A 15769-nucleotide genomic window follows, 5' to 3' on the forward strand; every position below is an offset into this window, starting at 1 on the left:
TTCGGTTGAGAAATCGACGAGGACAGGGCGGCCGAAACCGTCGAACTCGTCGAGAAAACAGGCGGCGTCATGCGCTCCGTCGCACCCGTGCGTGTGGCTGTCGCCGCCGCGCAGCTGTGTAATACCGTTCCCTCGCCCATCAACGGGGAAATGCAGGCCGCTTTCGTTGCTTCCGGTTCGCAGGTCGCCTGGGTCACCTCCGGCTTCATCCTCCTCACGGCCATTCTCGAGCTCAATTCCGGTGCGCTCGGTGATCTCTTCGGACGTAAACGGCTCCTGGTCCTCGGCGGATTGGTCCTCGCCCTCGGCGAACTCCTGAACGCCACCGCCCAGAACATCACCATGCTCTGGATCGGCCAGGCCCTCGCGGGCGTCGGTGCCGCCGCGCTCGGCCGGATCACCATCGCCGTCGGACTCACCGCGCTGCTGTGGGGCGTCACCGAGGGCGGCGAGCGCGGCTGGGGCAGCCCGGCGATCGTCGGTTCGCTGGTGCTGGCGGCGGTGGCGCTCATCGGGTTTGTCGTCGCCGAACTGCGCGCCGAGTCGCCGATGTTCAACCTGGAGCTACTGAGGATCCCGTCGTTCGCGGCGGCCGCCGTGGTCGCGCTGGTCGGCATGTTCGGCCTCATCGGCACCGGCCGAGGCACAGACCGCTGCCGCTCGGGTCCACCACGGCGCGGACGGTGCGGCGTGTGCGCGACGGGTGACTGAAGGGGGCGTCTTACGGTGGCTTGATGCAACCTGTCCCAAGATGGGCCCTGCTGACATCGGGCTGTGCGCCGGTCGTGCTGATCGCCGGATGGATGATCGCGGCGCTGCTGGAAGGGCCCACCTACGACCCCGCCACGCAGACGATCAGCGTCCTCGCGGCCTACGGCGCCGCGGGATTCTGGGTGATGACCGCGGCGCTGGCCGCCCTGGGCGTCTGCCACCTGCTCACCGCCTGGGGGCTGCGCCCGGCCGCGTTCCCCGGGCGGGTGGCGCTCGGCGCCGGAGGAGTGGCGGCGTGCGTGGTGGCTCTGATCCCACCGCCGAGCAGCGGCGGCTCCCTGCGCCACGGCTCCGTCGCCGCGGTCGGCTTCACCCTGCTGGCGGTGTGGCCGGTGCTGGCCGCCGATCGCCGTGGCGTCGCACCGTGGGGACTCAGGCCCGGGCCCTCCCTCACGGCGACCACGGTGATGCTCGTCAGCGCGGCCTGGTTCATGATCGAGATACATCAGGGCGGTGCCGATGGTGTCGCCGAACGCCTTGTGACAGCCCTTCAGTCCTTGTGGCCCTTCATCGTCGTAGCCTCCTGCCTCCGCCACCCTCGGTCCGAGGGGCCCTCGCGCTGAGCAAGGTCGAGACGGAGGTGCCGCGTCGGGCTTCCTGAGACCGGGGTCCGGGAACTCCCCGCCCACCGTGCCCGACTCCTGTAGCGGTACGTGCGTCAGGAGGCCGTCGATGAAACAACCACCACTTGTGCCGCCCGCCCTCTGCGGGTTTGTGCTGCTGCTCGCCCTGATCTTCACGGTGTCGTACGCCGTCGGAGCCGCCACCGGTCCCGTCGCGCCCGGCATGCACCGCTCCGGAACGGGCGGTGACGGAGGCGGCGAGGACATGGGGGACACAGGTGGCGCAGGGGACATGGACATGCGGCACGGGAGCGGCGGCTGATGGCCATCGAACCGGCGCCCCCGATGGCCACCACGGACCTGACCGTCGGCGGGATGACCTGCGCGGCCTGTGTGCGACGGGTGGAGAAGAAGCTCGCCAAGCTGGAGGGCGTGACCGCGACGGTGAATCTGGCCACCGGGCGCGCCCGGGTGAGCCACCCGCCGGACGTACGCCCCGAGGAACTGGTGGCGACCGTCGAACAGGCCGGATTCACGGCCGCGTTGCCCGAGCCGCCGAAGAAGCGGGAGCGTCGAGGCGAAGGGGAGGGGCGGGATGAAGGGGCGCGCGTGGGCGAACGGGAGTCTGAGGGCGAACGGGAGTCCGAGAGTGTCCGGCAGGAGCGTGACCGGCTGCTGATCACCGCGCTGCTCGCGGTCCCGGTGCTCGTGCTGTCGATGGTGCCCGCCTGGCAGTTCCGCAACTGGCAGTGGCTGTGCTTCGTGCTGGCCGCTCCGGTCGCCGTGTGGAGTGCCTGGCCGTTCCACGCGCGGGCGCTGCGCGGACTGCGCCACTCGACGGCGACCATGGACACGCTGGTCTCCCTGGGCGTGGTGGCGTCCTTCTCCTGGTCCGCGTACGCCCTGTTCTTCGGCGGCGCGGGGGCGCCCGGGATGCGGATGCCGTTCAGCCTGCTGCCCTCCGCCGCGGACGCCGGCGGTGGAGCCGCAGATGGACGCAGCGCGCACCTGTACCTCGAAGCGGCCGTCGGCGTCCCGCTGTTCGTGCTGGCCGGCCGGTTCCTGGAGGCGCGTGCCCGCCACGGCACCGGGGCGGCACTGCGCTCACTCGCCCGGCTCGCCGCCAAGGAAGCGTCGGTGCGCGAGGACGACGGCACCGAACGCCTCGTCCCGATCGAGGAGTTGCCGGTCGGGCAGGTCTTCGTCGTACGGCCCGGCGAGCGGGTCGCCACCGACGGCGAGGTCGTGGAGGGCAACTCGGCCGTGGACCTGTCGCTCGTCACCGGCGAGAGCGAGCCCGTCGAGGTCGGGCCCGGGGCGACGGTGGTGGGCGGCGCCGTCAACGCGGGCGGACTGCTGCTCGTTCGGGCCACGGCCGTGGGCGCGGACACACAACTCGCCGCCATCACACGGCTGGTGACCGATGCTCAGGCCGGGAAGGCGCGGGCGCAGCGGCTGGCCGACGCCGTGTCCGGGGTGTTCGTGCCCGTGGTGCTGGCGCTGGCCGTCACCGTGCTCGGGTTCTGGCTCGGGGCCGGCGCCGATCCGCAGGCGGCGATCACCGCGTGCGTGGCCGTCCTGGTCGTGGCCTGCCCCTGCGCGCTGGGCCTGGCGACCCCGACTGCCCTGATGGCCGCCACCGGACGCGGCGCCCAGCTGGGCGTCCTGGTCCGGGGGCCGCAGGCGCTGGAGGGGCTCCAGCACATCGACACCGTCGTACTCGACAAGACCGGCACCCTCACCTCCGGGCACATGAGCGTCGCCCGGGTCACGGCCGTGCCCGGTGGGCTCGGCAAACAAGCCGTACTGCGGCTGGCCGGGGCGGTGGAGCAGGGCTCGGAACACCCGCTGGGCCGCGCGATCGTCGCGTATGCCCGCCGGACCCTGCCCGCGCAGGGGACGTTGCCCGAGGTGCGAGACTTCCGCGCGGAGCCGGGCCGGGGTGTGCTCGGGCGGGTCGAGGGCCGACTGGTCGAAGTCCTCGCGCCCGACGACGAGTTGCCCGCCGCGCTGGCGCACGTGCTCCCGGTGGCGGAGGCCGCCGCGCACACGCCGGTCCTCGTCCGCGTCGACGGGGCCACGGAGGCGCTGATCGAGATCGGGGACGTCGTACGACCCGGCAGCTACCGTGCCGTGGACCGGTTGCGGCGCCTCGGTGTACACCCGGTGCTCGCCACCGGCGACCACGAGGCGCCGGCCCGCGCGGTCGCCTCCGCGCTCGGCATCGACGAGGTGCACGCGCGCTGCACCCCCGAGGACAAGGCCGACCTCGTACGGGAGTTGAGGGCCCAGGGCCGTCGAGTCGCGGTCGTCGGCGACGGCGTCAACGACGCGGCGGCGCTGGCCGGCGCCGACCTCGGCATCGCCATGGGCACGGGCACGGACGTCGCCATCGGGGCCGCCGACGTGACCCTGGTGCGCGGCGACATCGAGGCCCTCGGGGACGCGGTACGGCTCGCCCGGCGCACCCTGGGCACGATCCGCGTCAACCTGCTGTGGGCCTTCGGCTACAACGTCGTGACCGTGCCGCCGGCCATGGTCGGCCTGCTCAACCCCATGGTCGCGGCGGTGGCCATGTCGGCGAGCTCACTGCTGGTGGTGGGCAACAGCTTGCGGCTGCGGGGGTGGCAGCCTGCGTCGGCTCGGGGGCGTGTGCGCAGGGCACATGGCGGCCGGGACGGTGTGGGCGGGCCACATGGTGGCCAAGCCCATGGGCGCGCGGCACATAGCGGCCAGGGCCATATGGGCGGGCCACACGATGGCGGGGGCCGTATGGGCGGGCCCCATGGTGACCAAGCCCATGGGCGCGCGGCACATGAGGGCCGGGGAGGTCGTGCCCGATGACCATATCCACGGCCGAGCGGACGGCCCCTCCCGAAGCCCCGCGCCGGACCCGCAGCCGGATCGTCGACGGCCTGCTCACCGCGCTGGCCCCGATCGCCGCGTGCGGTGTCGCCCTGGGTGGCCTGGCCACCTGGGTGGTCTCGGGCAACGCGGGCAGCCCGGCCCGGATCGCGGTCACCGACGGGCGCGTCTTCCTCCCGTACGGCGACGTCCGGGACACCGCCGCGTTCTTCGAGATCACCAATTCCGGGGGCGCGGACGACCGGCTGATCAAGGTGACGTCGTCGGCCGCCCGAGGCGACGCGACGCTCAGCCGCCACCGCATGACCAGCGACCGGATGGCGTACGCACAGACGGTCGACTCGGCCCGCGTCCCGGCCGGCGGTAGCCTCGCCATGTCGCCGTACGGCCTGGATGTGACGCTGCGTGCAGAGCCGGGGTGGCAGCCGGGCACGTATGTGCCGTTCACGCTCCACTTCGAGCGCGGCGGGCGGATCGAGGTGCAGGCGATGGTGGTCCGCCCCGGCGAGGACGAGTGACGGCAGCCCCACACCTCTACTTGTCGGCCGACTTGCGCGCCCAGTTCCCTCTTGTCCATGTGTCCTGTATCACTCTTCTGGGCTTGAGTGCGGGACGGGGGTGTTGTGCGTACCCACCCGTGACGAGTGGGCCCCGGATGCGAGGATGAGGGCCGTCATGACTGCTGGGTGGGGTGTGCGCACGATACGGGCCGCGGTTTTCGCGTCCGTATGTGTGCTGCTCGCTGCCCTCGGCCACGTACTGATGTCGGGCGCGACCGTCCCCTGGTGGACGCTGGCGGCCGGTGCCGTCCTCACGGGCGGCGCGGGCTGGTGCCTGGCAGGCCGGGAGCGTGGGCTCCCGCTGGTCGTGTCCGTCGTGATCGTCGCCCAGGGCGGGCTGCACGCGGCCTTCGAGTTCGCACAGCCCTCCACCGCTGCCGGGCACGACATCGGTTCCCTGCCCATGGGCGGGGGCTCCATGGATCCCATGTCCATGGATTCCATGGCCTCCATGTCCATGGGCCACATGGGTGCGAGCCACATGAGCCACACGGGCATGGACCACATGGGCGTTGACCACATGGGCATGGGCCACAGCATGGCGGGCACGTCGTCGTTCGGTATGTTCGCCGCCCACACCCTCGCCGCGCTGCTCTGTGGTCTGTGGCTGGGGCACGGTGAGCGCGCCGCGTTCCGCATTCTGCGGGCCGTCGCCGGATGGCTGGCCGCCCCGCTGCGACTGTCGCTCGCCCTGCCCGTACCACCGCACCGCCCACGTCTCAGGCCGCGTCGCGGCCGTTCCGACCGGGCGCCGCGGCTGCTTCCGCTCGTCCACACGATCACTTCTCGGGGGCCTCCGGCGGGGATCGCTGTCGTCTGAGACAGCCGGCTTCCCGAGGCCGTAGGGACATGGCCGTCGACGCGTCGTCGACGGCCGTACAGGTGTCGCGTCGTAGCCACCGACCGTGCCTCGGGCCCGGCCGTACTGCCGTACGGCCGAATCCCCTGCATCCCCGGACAACTCCGGTACGGCGTGCCCGCACGCGTCGCGCACACGTGACCTGGTGTCCGGCGGCGACGCCGCAGTGCCCGCCGCCGTGCCGGAGCCCGGACTACCGAGAAGGACTCAGGTGATCACTCCTGCCCTGCCTTCCTCACGCACGACCCGCGTGAGTCGCACGAAGGCGGACAACACCTCCAAAACGGCCTCCTGGGACGAGTCCACGACCGCGTGGGCACTGGCCGCGCGCGGCGGTGACCCGGACGCCACCGACCGTTTCGTGCGCTCCCTGCACCGCGACGTCGTGCGGTATGTGGCGCACCTCTCCGCCGATCCGCAGGCCGCCGACGATCTCGCGCAGGACACGTTCCTGCGGGCGCTCGGCAGCCTGCACCGTTTCGAGGGCCGCTCCTCGGCGCGCGCCTGGCTGCTGTCCATCGCGCGCCGCGCGGTGATCGACAGTCACCGGTACGCCGCCGCCCGGCCCCGGCTGTGCGACACCGACGACTGGACGCTGACGGCGGAACGCGCCCAGCCGACCGGCCTGCCCGGCTTCGACGACGGCATCGCCCTGCTCGACCTGCTGGATGCGCTGCCCGACGAGCGTCGCGAGGCGTTCGTCCTGACCCAGCTGGTGGGCCTGCCCTACGCGGAGGCGGCCGAGATGAGCGACTGCCCCGTCGGGACGGTCCGCTCGCGCGTCGCCCGCGCCCGGGCGACCCTCGTCGAGCTGCTGACCGAGGCGGAGGCCGATGCCGATGCCGAGATCGCGGCCGATGCCGTGGCCGTGGCCGTGGCTGAACCGGCGGCCGCGGCCGCCTGACGGGACGCCGGTGTCGGTTCCCCCTGCCGGGAACTGACACCGGCCTCGCCCCGACTACTGGATCGGGCGGCGGAGATCCGCCCGTGCATCCAGTGGATCGTGGGGAGTTTCGATGCGTTCTCGTGTGTGGCGGGGTACGACGGCGGCCGTACTCGGTGGCCTGCTGGCGGCGGGCTGCGGCAGCGGGGACGGCGATACCCCGAGCTCCGCCGCCGGCAAGGGCGACTCACACGGCTACCCGGTCACCGTCACCGACTGCATGGGTGCCAGGACCACTTTCACCGAGGCCCCGAAGCGCATCGTCACCAGCAACGCCTCCAGCCTGGAACTGCTGCTCCGCCTCGGCGCCGGGGACAAGGTGATCGGCACCGGCTTCCCGCCCGGAAAGGGCACCCTGCCGGGCGAGCTCGACGCACGAGCACAGCAGGTCAAGGTGCTCGGCAAGACCCTGATCCCCAAGGAGAAGCTCCTCGGCTCCGGCGCCGACCTGTACATCGACACCTTCGCCTCGATGAACATGGGCGCGGGTATGGGCGACGCGCCCACCGAGGAGGAGTTCGAGGCGGCCGGCATCAAGCACACCTTCCTGAAGTCCACGGCCTGCGCCGCCGCGAGCAAGAGGCCGGTCACCGACCTGTCCGCCGTCCATGACGACATCACCTCCCTCGGCGCCGTCACGGGCACGCGCGCGAAGGCGAGGGAACTCGTCGACGGCATGCAGGAGAAGGTGGAGGCCGTCAGGAAGGCGGTGGGCGGCACGCCCGAGAACGAGCGGCCCACGTACTTCTTCTTCGACTACGACGCCGGCACCAAGCAGCCCATGGCCGTCTGCAACCGCCAGGTCGCCAACGCGGTCATCACCCTCGCCGGGGCCCGCAACGTCTTCGCCGGCTGCGACGGTGACTACCGGCAGGTCGGCTGGGAGGACGTGATCGCGAAGAACCCGGACTGGATCCAGCTCGGCGTGCGCAACCGGGGCAGCGAGGCCGGGAACGAGAAGGCGTTCGACGAGGCGCAGCAGCGGCTGGAGTCGAACCCCGCCACCAAGGGTCTGAAGGCCGTCAAGGAGGGCCACTTCCTGCGCATCGGCTCCGAGCGGACCACCATCGCCGGCGTCAGCAACGCCGACACCGTCGAGGAGATCGCGAAGACCCTCTACCCGGGCAAGGTCGGCCGACCGTGACCGACACCCTGGTGCGCCGGAAGGGCACGGAGGAACGCGGTGATCCGCAGGAGCCCGCGCGGACCCGTTCCGTGCCCGCCGGGCCGCTCGCACTCATCCTCGCCCTTGCCCTGCTCGTCGCCCTCACCGCGGCGGTGTCCTGGGGCTCTACGTCCATCCCGCCCGGCGAGGTGTGGAACGTGGTTTGGCGCCGCCTGTCCGGCGAGGCGCCGCGCCCCGGCACCAACGACCTGATCGTCTGGCAACTCCGTGTCCCCCGGGCCCTGTTGGCGGCTCTCGTCGGCGCGGGGCTCGGCCTCGTCGGTGCGGCGATGCAGGCCCTGGTGCGCAATCCGCTGGCCGACCCGTACTTCCTGGGCATCTCCAACGGCGCCTCCCTCGGAGCGGTCGCCGCGATCGTGCTGGGCCTCGGTACGGGCGGCGCGCTCGGGCTCGGACTGTCCGGGGCGGCCTTCGCGGGCGCCCTCGCCACGTTCGCGCTGGTGTGGGCGGTGGCCCGGCGCCGCGGGGGATTCGCGCCGCTGCGGCTGGTGCTGGCCGGGGTGGCGATCGGGCAGTTCCTGTCCGGGTTCACCAGCTACCTCGTGCTCCAGGCCGGCGACGAGCAGCAGACCCACAGCGTGCTGTTCTGGCTCATGGGCAGCCTGAGCGGCGCGAGTTGGCCCCTGCTCGCCGCTCCCGCCGTCGCCGTGCCCGTCACCCTGCTGTGGCTCCAGGCACGGGCCCGGGCGCTCAACGCGCTGATCATGGGTGACGAGACGGCCGCCGGGCTCGGCGTCGACGCCACCCGCCTGCGCCGGGAACTGTTCACGCTCACCAGCCTGCTGACCGGCGTACTCGTCGCCGTCTCCGGTGCGATCGCCTTCGTCGCGCTCATGGTGCCGCACGCCTGCCGCCTGATCGTCGGCGGCGACCACCGCCGCCTTCTGCCCGTCTCGGCACTGTTCGGGGCGCTGCTCCTGGTCGTGGTCGACATCGTGTGCCGTACGGCCATGGAGACGCAGGAACTGCCGGTCGGCGTCATCACCTCGCTGATCGGTGCTCCGGCACTGCTGTATCTGCTGGACCGGCGGTTGGGGAGCGGGAGTTGAGGCCTTGGGATGAGCGTGATTTGAGGACCTGGGGGAGTGGCAGTTGAGGATCGACATCGAGGACCTGCACGTCGCCTACGCCGGCCGAACCGTCGTCGCCGGCGCTCATCTCCTCGCGGCCGAGGGCGAGATCACCGGCCTCGTCGGCCCGAACGGCAGCGGCAAGTCTACGCTCCTGCGCACCGTCTACCGGCACCTGAAGCCGGCCGCCGGCCGGGTCCTGCTGTCCGGCACCGACCTGCGCCGACTGAGCCCCGCCGAGGCGGCCCGGCATGTCGCGGCTCTCCCGCAGGAGCGGGGCGGCGACTTCGAGCTGACCGTCCGCGAGGTCGTCGCCATGGGCCGTACGCCCTACAAGCGGGCCTTCGCCGGTGAGGACGCCACCGACCGGGACGCCGTCGCCGGCGCCCTGGCGGACGTCGGCATGGAGCGGCACACCGGGTTCCGCTTCACCGAGCTGTCCGGTGGCGAACGCCAACGCGTCCTGCTGGCCCGCGCCTTCGCCCAGCAGCCGGACGTCCTGGTCCTGGACGAGCCCACCAACCACCTCGACATCCGCCATCAGGTCGAACTGCTCGCCCTGCTCCGGGCACAGCGCCGCACCACCCTGGTGTCACTGCACGACCTCAACGCCGCCGCCTCCGTCTGCGACCGGCTGCACGTCCTGCACGACGGTCAGGTGGTCGCCTCGGGCCCGCCCCGGGAGGTGCTGCACCCTGCCCTGCTGGCCGAGGTGTTCGGCGTACGGGCGACGGTGGTGGACCATCCGCTGACCGGAGACCCACTGATCGCCTTCGACCACCGAGCACCGGCGGACGGCTCGCACGTGCAGGACGGTCCGGATGCGCAGGACGGTCCGGACGCGCAGGACGGTCCGGAGGCGCAAGCGGGCATGGACAGGCCGGTGGACCCGGCCGGTGCGGGTATCCCTATGTCGGCCCCGAGCGGTGTCTTGGGGGCTGGTCCCGGGCGTCACATCGGTGAGCGCCCACGAGCGCGAAAGGCTGTGTGAACCATGAGCGGTATCGAAGGCACGAACGGCATCGAAGGCATGAACGGCCTGACCCCGGTGGCGACCTTCTGCGGCGACTGCGACTGCGGCTGTCCGCAACTGTTCGTCGACCCCGCCGCCCCGGCCGAGCGCCGGGTGATCCTCACCGACGACTTCGGGCAGCGTGTGCAGATGAGCGCCGACCAGTTCTCCTCGCTGGTCGCCGACGCCAAGTCCGGCAAGCTGGACGGCATCATCACGGCCTGACGCCGTACCGGGGCACCGACTCCGAGTCGATCACATCGTCGACCACGCCCGGGAACTCAGCCCCCGGCGCCCCCGACCTCTGGAACGAGGCTGCTGTCCGGCAGCCGACCATCCGAGGGAGGGGCGCGAGAGTGACGGACCGCTGGGTTCTCGTGGCTGTGGCGGGCGCGCTGTCGTTCGTGGCGATGCTCCACATGGACATCGTGAACGCGGCGCGCACCGGCCACGACACCGCGTACCCCACCTCGACGGCGAAACCCCCGAACCCGCCCTCCGAGGAGCCCCACCCATGACCCTCCAGGACCAGGAACCTCTCCCGGCCGTGCACCGACAGCAGCCGCTCCCCGACCCGGTCCCGCTGATGGGCTGCCCGTACAAGAGCAACCCCTACCCCCTCTACGAGCAGATGCGTGAGGCCGGACCCGTCCACCGCGTCCTCTTCCCCAGCGGCGTGCGGGCCTGGCTCGTCACCGGTTACGAGGCCGCCCACGCCGTCCTGAACGACGACCGCCTCGGCAAGAACCACGACCGCGGCAACGACCGCTGGCGTGCCCGCGCCTCGATCATGCCCGAGCCACAGCACTCCCGGCTCCAGGTTCATCTGCTCCACCAGGACCCGCCGCAGCACACCCGCATGCGACGCTTCGTGACGGACGCCTTCACGCCGCGCCGTGTCGTGCAACTGAGGCCCCGATTCCAGGAGTTGGCCGACCGGCTCGTCGATGCCCTGCCGGAGACCGGGCCCGCGGACCTGGTCGCCGGCTTCGCCGCCCACTTCCCCTTCCAGGTCCTCGCCGAAGTCATCGGCGTGCCCGGGGAGTTGGCGGCGCGCTTCGACCGCGACTGGGGCAAGGTCGTCCAACCGGTCGGGCCGGCGGACCCGGGGCGGCCGTCGTACGAGGCCCGGCTGCACGGTCTGGAGAGCTATATCGCCGAGATCGTCGCCCACAAGCGGGAGCACGGGGACGACGACCTGCTCAGCCGCCTCGTCGTCGCCCGTGACCAGGGCGAACTGTCCCAGGAGGAGCTGGACTCGATGATCTTCCAGCTGCTGGTCGCGGGCCAGGAACCGGTCACGAACCAGATCACGACGGCCCTGATCGCCCTGTTCCGCCACCCCGACCAGCTCGCCCGCCTGCGCGACGACCCCGGCCTCATGCCCCGCGCGGTCGAGGAACTCCTGCGTCACGACAGCGCCTTCGAGCTGACCACCTGGCGTTTCTTCGACCAGGACAGCGACCTGCACGGCACCGAGGCCCCGGCCGGTGACTCCGTGATCGTCTCCCTGTGCGCGGCCAACCGTGATCCGCGCCGCTTCGAGGAACCCGACGCGCTCGACCTGGACCGCTCGCCCAACCCCCACCTCGCCTTCGGCCACGGCATCCACTTCTGCCCCGGCGCCGCGCTCGCCCGCGCGGAACTCCAGGTCGCCCTCGGCACGTTGCTCGCACGCCTGCCGGGACTGCGTCTCGCCACCAGGGACGAGGACATCGAGTGGATCCCGTCCGTCCTGGGGCGCGGCACAAACCACCTGCCCGTCGCCTACGACCGACGGCTGTGAGGCCCGACTGCGGACCGACCCCGCCTCCGACCGACCCCGCCTGCGACTGATCCCCGCCCCGGCCGACCCCGGCTTCGCCCGACTCCGGCTTCGCCCGACCCCCCCACCCGACCCACAGCGCCTGGCCCGCCAGGCCGCGCCATGCCGCCATGCCCGCATGCCCACACACTCGCCCCTGGAGGAACGACATGCTGCTGACGACCGCACCGGACACCCTCCCCGAGACCCTCGGCGCGCAGATCCTGAACCTGCTCCTGCCGCACCACCGCACGGCCGACCCGGCCCCGGCCCGCCCATCGGCCAGGGCGTTCCCCCATCAGCTGCGCCGGATCACCGACTTCGTCCGCGAGGGCGCCCCCATCGTCTTCACCCTGCCCGGCTTCCCCTGCAAGTCGCCCAACCCGGCCAAGACCCTGGGCCACCTCCCCGACATGGGCGAACGTCTGTCCCTCACGTTCCTCGACAGACTCTGCGCGGAGATCGAGCGGATCCACCCGCCCGGAGCCCGCGTCGTCATCTGCTCCGACGGCCATGTCTTCGGCGACCTCATCCGCGTCCCCGACGCCCACACGGACGCCTACTCCGACGAACTGCGCGCGTTCATAAGGCAGTCGGACCTGCACCACCTCTCCGTCTTCGACCTGCGTGACGTCCTCGGCGACCTCCCTCACGACGCCAAACGCGCCCACGTCCACCACCACTACGCCCCCACCCTGGAGGCCCTGCGCACCGAGGTCCGCACCGATGCCCGAACCCTCGACCTGTACCGGGGCATCACCCGCTTCCTGGTCGAGGACACCGCCGACTTCGCCGGCACCCGTTCCGCCCTGCAACGCGAGTGCCGCAGACGGGCGTACGGCGTCATCCAGCGCAGCCGCGCCTGGGGCGGTGTGATCGACGACCACCACCCGCGCGCCGTACGCCTGTCGATACACCCTCAGCCGGCCGGCGCCCGCAAGTTCGGCATCCGTCTCCTCGACGCGCCCGACGCGTGGACCACGCCCTGGCACTCCGCCGCCCTGCGCGAGCGCGACGGCACCTGGACCCTCATGCCCCGCGCCAGAGCGCAGCGGCTCGGCCGTCTCATCCACCGCGACGGCAGACCGAGCCACTTCGAGCGGTGACGTCCCGGCGATCACCGCTCCTCGGCGACCGTCCGCAGATAGGTGCCGAGCCGGGCGACGGCTGACGGGTTGCGGGGACTCTCGACCAGGTCGACGTAGTCGAGGACGAAGATCCGCTTGTGCTTGACGGCGGAGACGTTCCGCAGGGGCGCGTAGGAGAGCAGGAACTTCTTCTTCTGCTCGGCGCTCACGTCGCCGTAGTCGCAGATGACGATGACGTCGGGGTCGCGCTGTACGACGCTCTCCCAGCCCACGGTGGTCCAGGAGTCCTGGACGTCGTGCATGACGTTGGTCCCGCCGGCCTCGCTGATGATCTGCTCGGGGGCGGCGTAGCGGCCGGAGGTGAAGGGCTGGTCCTGGCCGCTGTCGTACAGGAAGACCTTCGGCCGGTCGGCGCCCCTGGGGGCCTTCGCCCGCACCTCGGCGATCTCCTTCTTGAAGCCGGCGATCAGCGTGGCTGCCCGCTTTTCGACGCCGAACAGCTTGCCGAGGTTGGTGAGGTCGGCGTACAGGGCGTCCAAGGGCGGCATGATGCCGCGCGAGGTCTCGGTGCGGTCGTTGTGGCAGGACTCGGTGAGGACGTACGAGGGAATGCCGAGCTTCTTCAAGGCGTCGGGGGTGAAGCCGCTGTCCTCGCGGAAGCCGTAGTTCCAGCCGGCGAAGACGAGGTCGGCGCGGGCGTCGAGGGCGTTCTCCTTGGTGAGCTGGTCCTTCGACAGCCACTTCACCTTGCCATAGCCGTCCTTCCACGGCACGCCGCGCAGATCGCCCTTGTCGTCGGGCATGGCGAACCCGGCCATGCGGTCCTCCAGACCGAGCGCGAACATCAACTCGGTGATACCGACGTCGTTGGTGACCACGCGTTCGGGCACCTTGTCGTACGTCACCTCGCGACCGCAGTTGGTGAGGGTGACCGCGGAGGACTTGGCGTCCGCCGACTTCTCCACGGTGGCTCCGCAGCCGGTCGCCGTGACGGTGGCGACGAGGCAGAGGGCGGTGGCTACGAGCTTGCGCATGTGGTGGTTCCTTGAGGCAGGAGGTCGAACAGGAGCTGGACCACGCCAATCTCCGGATGCCGTACCGGATGGGCACGGACCCCGAACACCTCGGCGAGCAGGGTGGGTTGAAGAACCTCGTGCGGAGCGCCGGAGGCGACGATGCGGCCGCCTTCGATGACGTACAGGACGTCGCAGTGCGCGGCGGCCAGGTTGAGGTCGTGCAGGGCGGCCAGCACGGTCAGGCCGCTGGCCCGCACCAGGGACAGCACATCCAACTGGTGGGCGATGTCGAGGTGGTTGGTGGGTTCGTCCAGGACGAGGACCTTCGGTTGCTGGGCGAGCGCCCGGGCGATGAGCACGCGCTGCTTCTCGCCGCCGGAGAGGGCGAGGAACCCGCGGTCGGCGAGGTGGGCGACGCCGGTGCGGTCCATGGCCGCGGCGCAGATCTCCCGGTCGGAGACGGCCGTACGGTCCCGGTGCGGCAGCCGCCCCATGGCCACGACCTCCGCGACCGTGAAGTCGAACTCGGCCGACGACTCCTGCGGCAGCGCGGCCAGTACCCGGGCGGCGGCCCGCGGCGCCATGGCGTGCACGTCGTCCCCGTCGAGCCGCACCACGCCCGCGGCCGGACGCAGCGCCCGGTACACGCAGCGCAGCAGCGTGGACTTGCCGCTGCCGTTCGGGCCGACGAGCCCGACGAACGCCCCGCTGTCCACGGCGAGCCGGATGTCGTCGACCAGCCGAGCACCGGCGGCCTCGACCGCCACACCCTCGATGTCGAGCCGCATCCTCACCGACCTCCGAACGCGTAGCCGCCGCGCCGCATCAGCAGCACGAACGCGGGCACCCCGACGACGGCCGTGATCACCCCGACGGGCAGCTCGGCCGGGGCGAGGAGGAGCCGTGACAGCAGGTCCGCCCACACCAGCAGCACCGCCCCGGCGAACGGCGCCACGACCAGCACCCGCCGGTGATCGGCGCCGACCAGCATCCGTACGACATGCGGCACCATCAGCCCGACGAACCCGATGGCCCCGCTGACCGCGACGACGGTTCCCGTCACGGCGGCGGTGACCAGGAACAACTCCCGGCGCAGCCGAGCCGGTTGGACGCCGAGCGCCGCGGACGTCTCGTCGCCCATCGCGAGGGCGTTGAGCGCCTCGGCCCGCCACCGCAGCCACGCCCACCCGGCCGCCACGGTCACCGCGGCGAGCGGCACCTGGACCCAGGTCGCGCCGCCCAGGCTGCCGAGCAGCCACATCATCGCCGACCGCGCCGCCTCACCTCGGGCCGCCCCGAACACCATGACGGTGGTGACGGCCTCGAAGCCGTACGCCAGTGCCGTCCCGGTCAGGATCAGCCGCAGCGGCGTGAGGCCGTGCGGCGACCGGGCCACGGCATACACCAGCGCCGTCGCCGCGAGCGCCGAGGCGAACGCCGACAGGGACAGCGCCCAGACCCCCAGCCCCGCGAACGCCCCCAGCAGGATCACGGCGTTGGCGCCCACCGCGGCGCCCGAGGAGATGCCCAGCACGAACGGATCCGCGAGCGCGTTGCGCACCATCGCCTGCACGGCCACCCCGACCGTCGCGAGCCCGGCCCCGACCACCGCACCGAGCACGACGCGCGGCAGCCGGATCTCCCAGACGATGGTGTACGCGGCGACGTCCCCGGCGTCGATGGTCCCACCGGTCAGCCCCGCCCCGAGCAGCCGGAAGACATCGCCCCACCCGATCCCGGCGGCCCCGAGCCCGACACCGCACACGAGCGAGACGAGGAGCAGGAGCCCCAGCCCGACGACGAGCGACACCACGGATACGCGTGACGCACCGGGCAGTCGTGACGCAACCGGTCTCGGTGTCGGTATCGGTGTCCGGGTCTGACTTCGGTGCACGGGCGGGCGGTCCTTCGCCTGGGGCCGCCTGTGAACATCGATCAGGGAGACAGCCCGTACGACCGTGCCGGCCGCGCGGTCCCCTCTCGCAGTCCACGGCGAGCAGTCAACGGGTCGCACCCACCACGGGCGATCGGG

16 protein-coding genes and 1 pseudogene are annotated in these 15769 nt (G+C 72.0%); 14 read left to right on the forward strand and 3 right to left on the reverse strand.

The window, feature by feature from the left end; genetic code table 11:
* Positions 1–69 precede the first annotated feature (69 nt).
* From ACTMVF_RS16790 to ACTMVF_RS16855, 14 genes and pseudogenes are all read left to right on the forward strand, one after another.
* On the forward strand, positions 70–711 hold the full coding sequence (locus ACTMVF_RS16790; protein ID WP_441271838.1) for an MFS transporter: 642 nt from the start codon (positions 70–72) through the stop codon (positions 709–711).
* Positions 712–734: 23 nt separating this feature from the next.
* Positions 735–1334, forward strand: coding sequence for a DUF998 domain-containing protein (locus ACTMVF_RS16795; protein WP_441271839.1), 600 nt, complete (start codon positions 735–737; stop codon positions 1332–1334).
* A 109-nt stretch (positions 1335–1443) separates the two neighbouring features.
* The gene (locus ACTMVF_RS16800) at positions 1444–1656 is read left to right on the forward strand and encodes a hypothetical protein (RefSeq protein ID WP_441271840.1); all 213 of its coding nucleotides are present in this window, start codon (positions 1444–1446) and stop codon (positions 1654–1656) included.
* A complete protein-coding gene (locus tag ACTMVF_RS16805) occupies positions 1656–4178 on the forward strand; it encodes a heavy metal translocating P-type ATPase (RefSeq protein WP_441271841.1) in 2523 nt (840 codons plus the stop codon). The genes ACTMVF_RS16800 and ACTMVF_RS16805 overlap by 1 nt, the downstream gene beginning before the upstream one ends.
* Complete coding sequence (locus ACTMVF_RS16810; protein WP_441271842.1) at positions 4175–4717, forward strand: copper chaperone PCu(A)C; 543 nt, start codon at positions 4175–4177, stop codon at positions 4715–4717. Before ACTMVF_RS16805 ends, ACTMVF_RS16810 begins: the two co-directional genes overlap by 4 nt.
* A gap of 157 nt (positions 4718–4874) precedes the next feature.
* A complete protein-coding gene (locus tag ACTMVF_RS16815; protein ID WP_441271843.1) occupies positions 4875–5579 on the forward strand; it encodes a hypothetical protein in 705 nt (234 codons plus the stop codon).
* A gap of 250 nt (positions 5580–5829) precedes the next feature.
* A complete protein-coding gene (locus tag ACTMVF_RS16820) occupies positions 5830–6522 on the forward strand; it encodes a sigma-70 family RNA polymerase sigma factor (protein WP_441271844.1) in 693 nt (230 codons plus the stop codon).
* Between the two features lie 112 nt (positions 6523–6634).
* Entirely contained in the window at positions 6635–7705 is a 1071-nt protein-coding gene (locus tag ACTMVF_RS16825) for an ABC transporter substrate-binding protein (RefSeq protein WP_441271845.1), read from the forward strand.
* Positions 7702–8796 (forward strand): FecCD family ABC transporter permease, encoded by a 1095-nt coding sequence (locus tag ACTMVF_RS16830; RefSeq protein WP_441271846.1) that lies wholly within the window; start codon positions 7702–7704, stop codon positions 8794–8796. Before ACTMVF_RS16825 ends, ACTMVF_RS16830 begins: the two co-directional genes overlap by 4 nt.
* A 43-nt stretch (positions 8797–8839) precedes the next feature.
* Positions 8840–9619, forward strand: a pseudogene (locus tag ACTMVF_RS16835) (ABC transporter ATP-binding protein); the annotation flags it as partial.
* Positions 9620–9811: 192 nt separating this feature from the next.
* Positions 9812–10054: a hypothetical protein gene (locus tag ACTMVF_RS16840; protein WP_441271847.1), complete on the forward strand. Its 243-nt coding sequence runs from the start codon at positions 9812–9814 to the stop codon at positions 10052–10054.
* 131 nt (positions 10055–10185) lie between these two features.
* Positions 10186–10347: a hypothetical protein gene (locus tag ACTMVF_RS16845; RefSeq protein ID WP_441271848.1), complete on the forward strand. Its 162-nt coding sequence runs from the start codon at positions 10186–10188 to the stop codon at positions 10345–10347.
* Complete coding sequence (locus ACTMVF_RS16850; RefSeq protein ID WP_441271849.1) at positions 10344–11615, forward strand: cytochrome P450 family protein; 1272 nt, start codon at positions 10344–10346, stop codon at positions 11613–11615. The genes ACTMVF_RS16845 and ACTMVF_RS16850 overlap by 4 nt, the downstream gene beginning before the upstream one ends.
* 188 nt (positions 11616–11803) lie before the next feature.
* The gene (locus tag ACTMVF_RS16855; protein ID WP_441271850.1) at positions 11804–12739 is read left to right on the forward strand and encodes an L-tyrosine/L-tryptophan isonitrile synthase family protein; all 936 of its coding nucleotides are present in this window, start codon (positions 11804–11806) and stop codon (positions 12737–12739) included.
* Positions 12740–12750: 11 nt separating this feature from the next.
* Here the strand turns inward: ACTMVF_RS16855 and ACTMVF_RS16860 are convergent, their stop codons facing one another.
* The 3 genes from ACTMVF_RS16860 to ACTMVF_RS16870 are packed head-to-tail and all read right to left on the reverse strand — an operon-like array spanning position 12751 to position 15574.
* The gene (locus ACTMVF_RS16860; protein WP_441271851.1) at positions 12751–13755 is read right to left on the reverse strand and encodes an ABC transporter substrate-binding protein; all 1005 of its coding nucleotides are present in this window, start codon (positions 13753–13755) and stop codon (positions 12751–12753) included.
* Complete coding sequence (locus tag ACTMVF_RS16865; RefSeq protein ID WP_441271852.1) at positions 13740–14525, reverse strand: ABC transporter ATP-binding protein; 786 nt, start codon at positions 14523–14525, stop codon at positions 13740–13742. The genes ACTMVF_RS16860 and ACTMVF_RS16865 overlap by 16 nt, the downstream gene beginning before the upstream one ends.
* A gap of 2 nt (positions 14526–14527) precedes the next feature.
* Complete coding sequence (locus tag ACTMVF_RS16870; protein ID WP_441272087.1) at positions 14528–15574, reverse strand: FecCD family ABC transporter permease; 1047 nt, start codon at positions 15572–15574, stop codon at positions 14528–14530.
* Positions 15575–15769 lie beyond the last annotated feature (195 nt).

This window comes from Streptomyces sp. SD31, from assembly GCF_052068475.1.
Taxonomy (GTDB): Bacteria; Actinomycetota; Actinomycetes; order Streptomycetales; family Streptomycetaceae; genus Streptomyces.

Bases quoted from the DNA above. Each gene is read 5' to 3' on its own strand.
- ACTMVF_RS16810 (WP_441271842.1), top strand. From the start codon at position 4,175: ATGACCATATCCACGGCCGAGCGGACGGCCCCTCCCGAAGCCCCGCGC.
- ACTMVF_RS16865 (WP_441271852.1), bottom strand. From the start codon at position 14,525: ATGCGGCTCGACATCGAGGGTGTGGCGGTCGAGGCCGCCGGTGCTCGG.
- ACTMVF_RS16855 (WP_441271850.1), top strand. From the start codon at position 11,804: ATGCTGCTGACGACCGCACCGGACACCCTCCCCGAGACCCTCGGCGCG.
- ACTMVF_RS16805 (WP_441271841.1), top strand. From the start codon at position 1,656: ATGGCCATCGAACCGGCGCCCCCGATGGCCACCACGGACCTGACCGTC.
- ACTMVF_RS16850 (WP_441271849.1), top strand. From the start codon at position 10,344: ATGACCCTCCAGGACCAGGAACCTCTCCCGGCCGTGCACCGACAGCAG.
- ACTMVF_RS16860 (WP_441271851.1), bottom strand. From the start codon at position 13,755: ATGCGCAAGCTCGTAGCCACCGCCCTCTGCCTCGTCGCCACCGTCACG.
- ACTMVF_RS16840 (WP_441271847.1), top strand. From the start codon at position 9,812: ATGAGCGGTATCGAAGGCACGAACGGCATCGAAGGCATGAACGGCCTG.
- ACTMVF_RS16790 (WP_441271838.1), top strand. From the start codon at position 70: ATGCGCTCCGTCGCACCCGTGCGTGTGGCTGTCGCCGCCGCGCAGCTG.
- ACTMVF_RS16815 (WP_441271843.1), top strand. From the start codon at position 4,875: ATGACTGCTGGGTGGGGTGTGCGCACGATACGGGCCGCGGTTTTCGCG.
- ACTMVF_RS16800 (WP_441271840.1), top strand. From the start codon at position 1,444: ATGAAACAACCACCACTTGTGCCGCCCGCCCTCTGCGGGTTTGTGCTG.
- ACTMVF_RS16795 (WP_441271839.1), top strand. From the start codon at position 735: ATGCAACCTGTCCCAAGATGGGCCCTGCTGACATCGGGCTGTGCGCCG.
- ACTMVF_RS16825 (WP_441271845.1), top strand. From the start codon at position 6,635: ATGCGTTCTCGTGTGTGGCGGGGTACGACGGCGGCCGTACTCGGTGGC.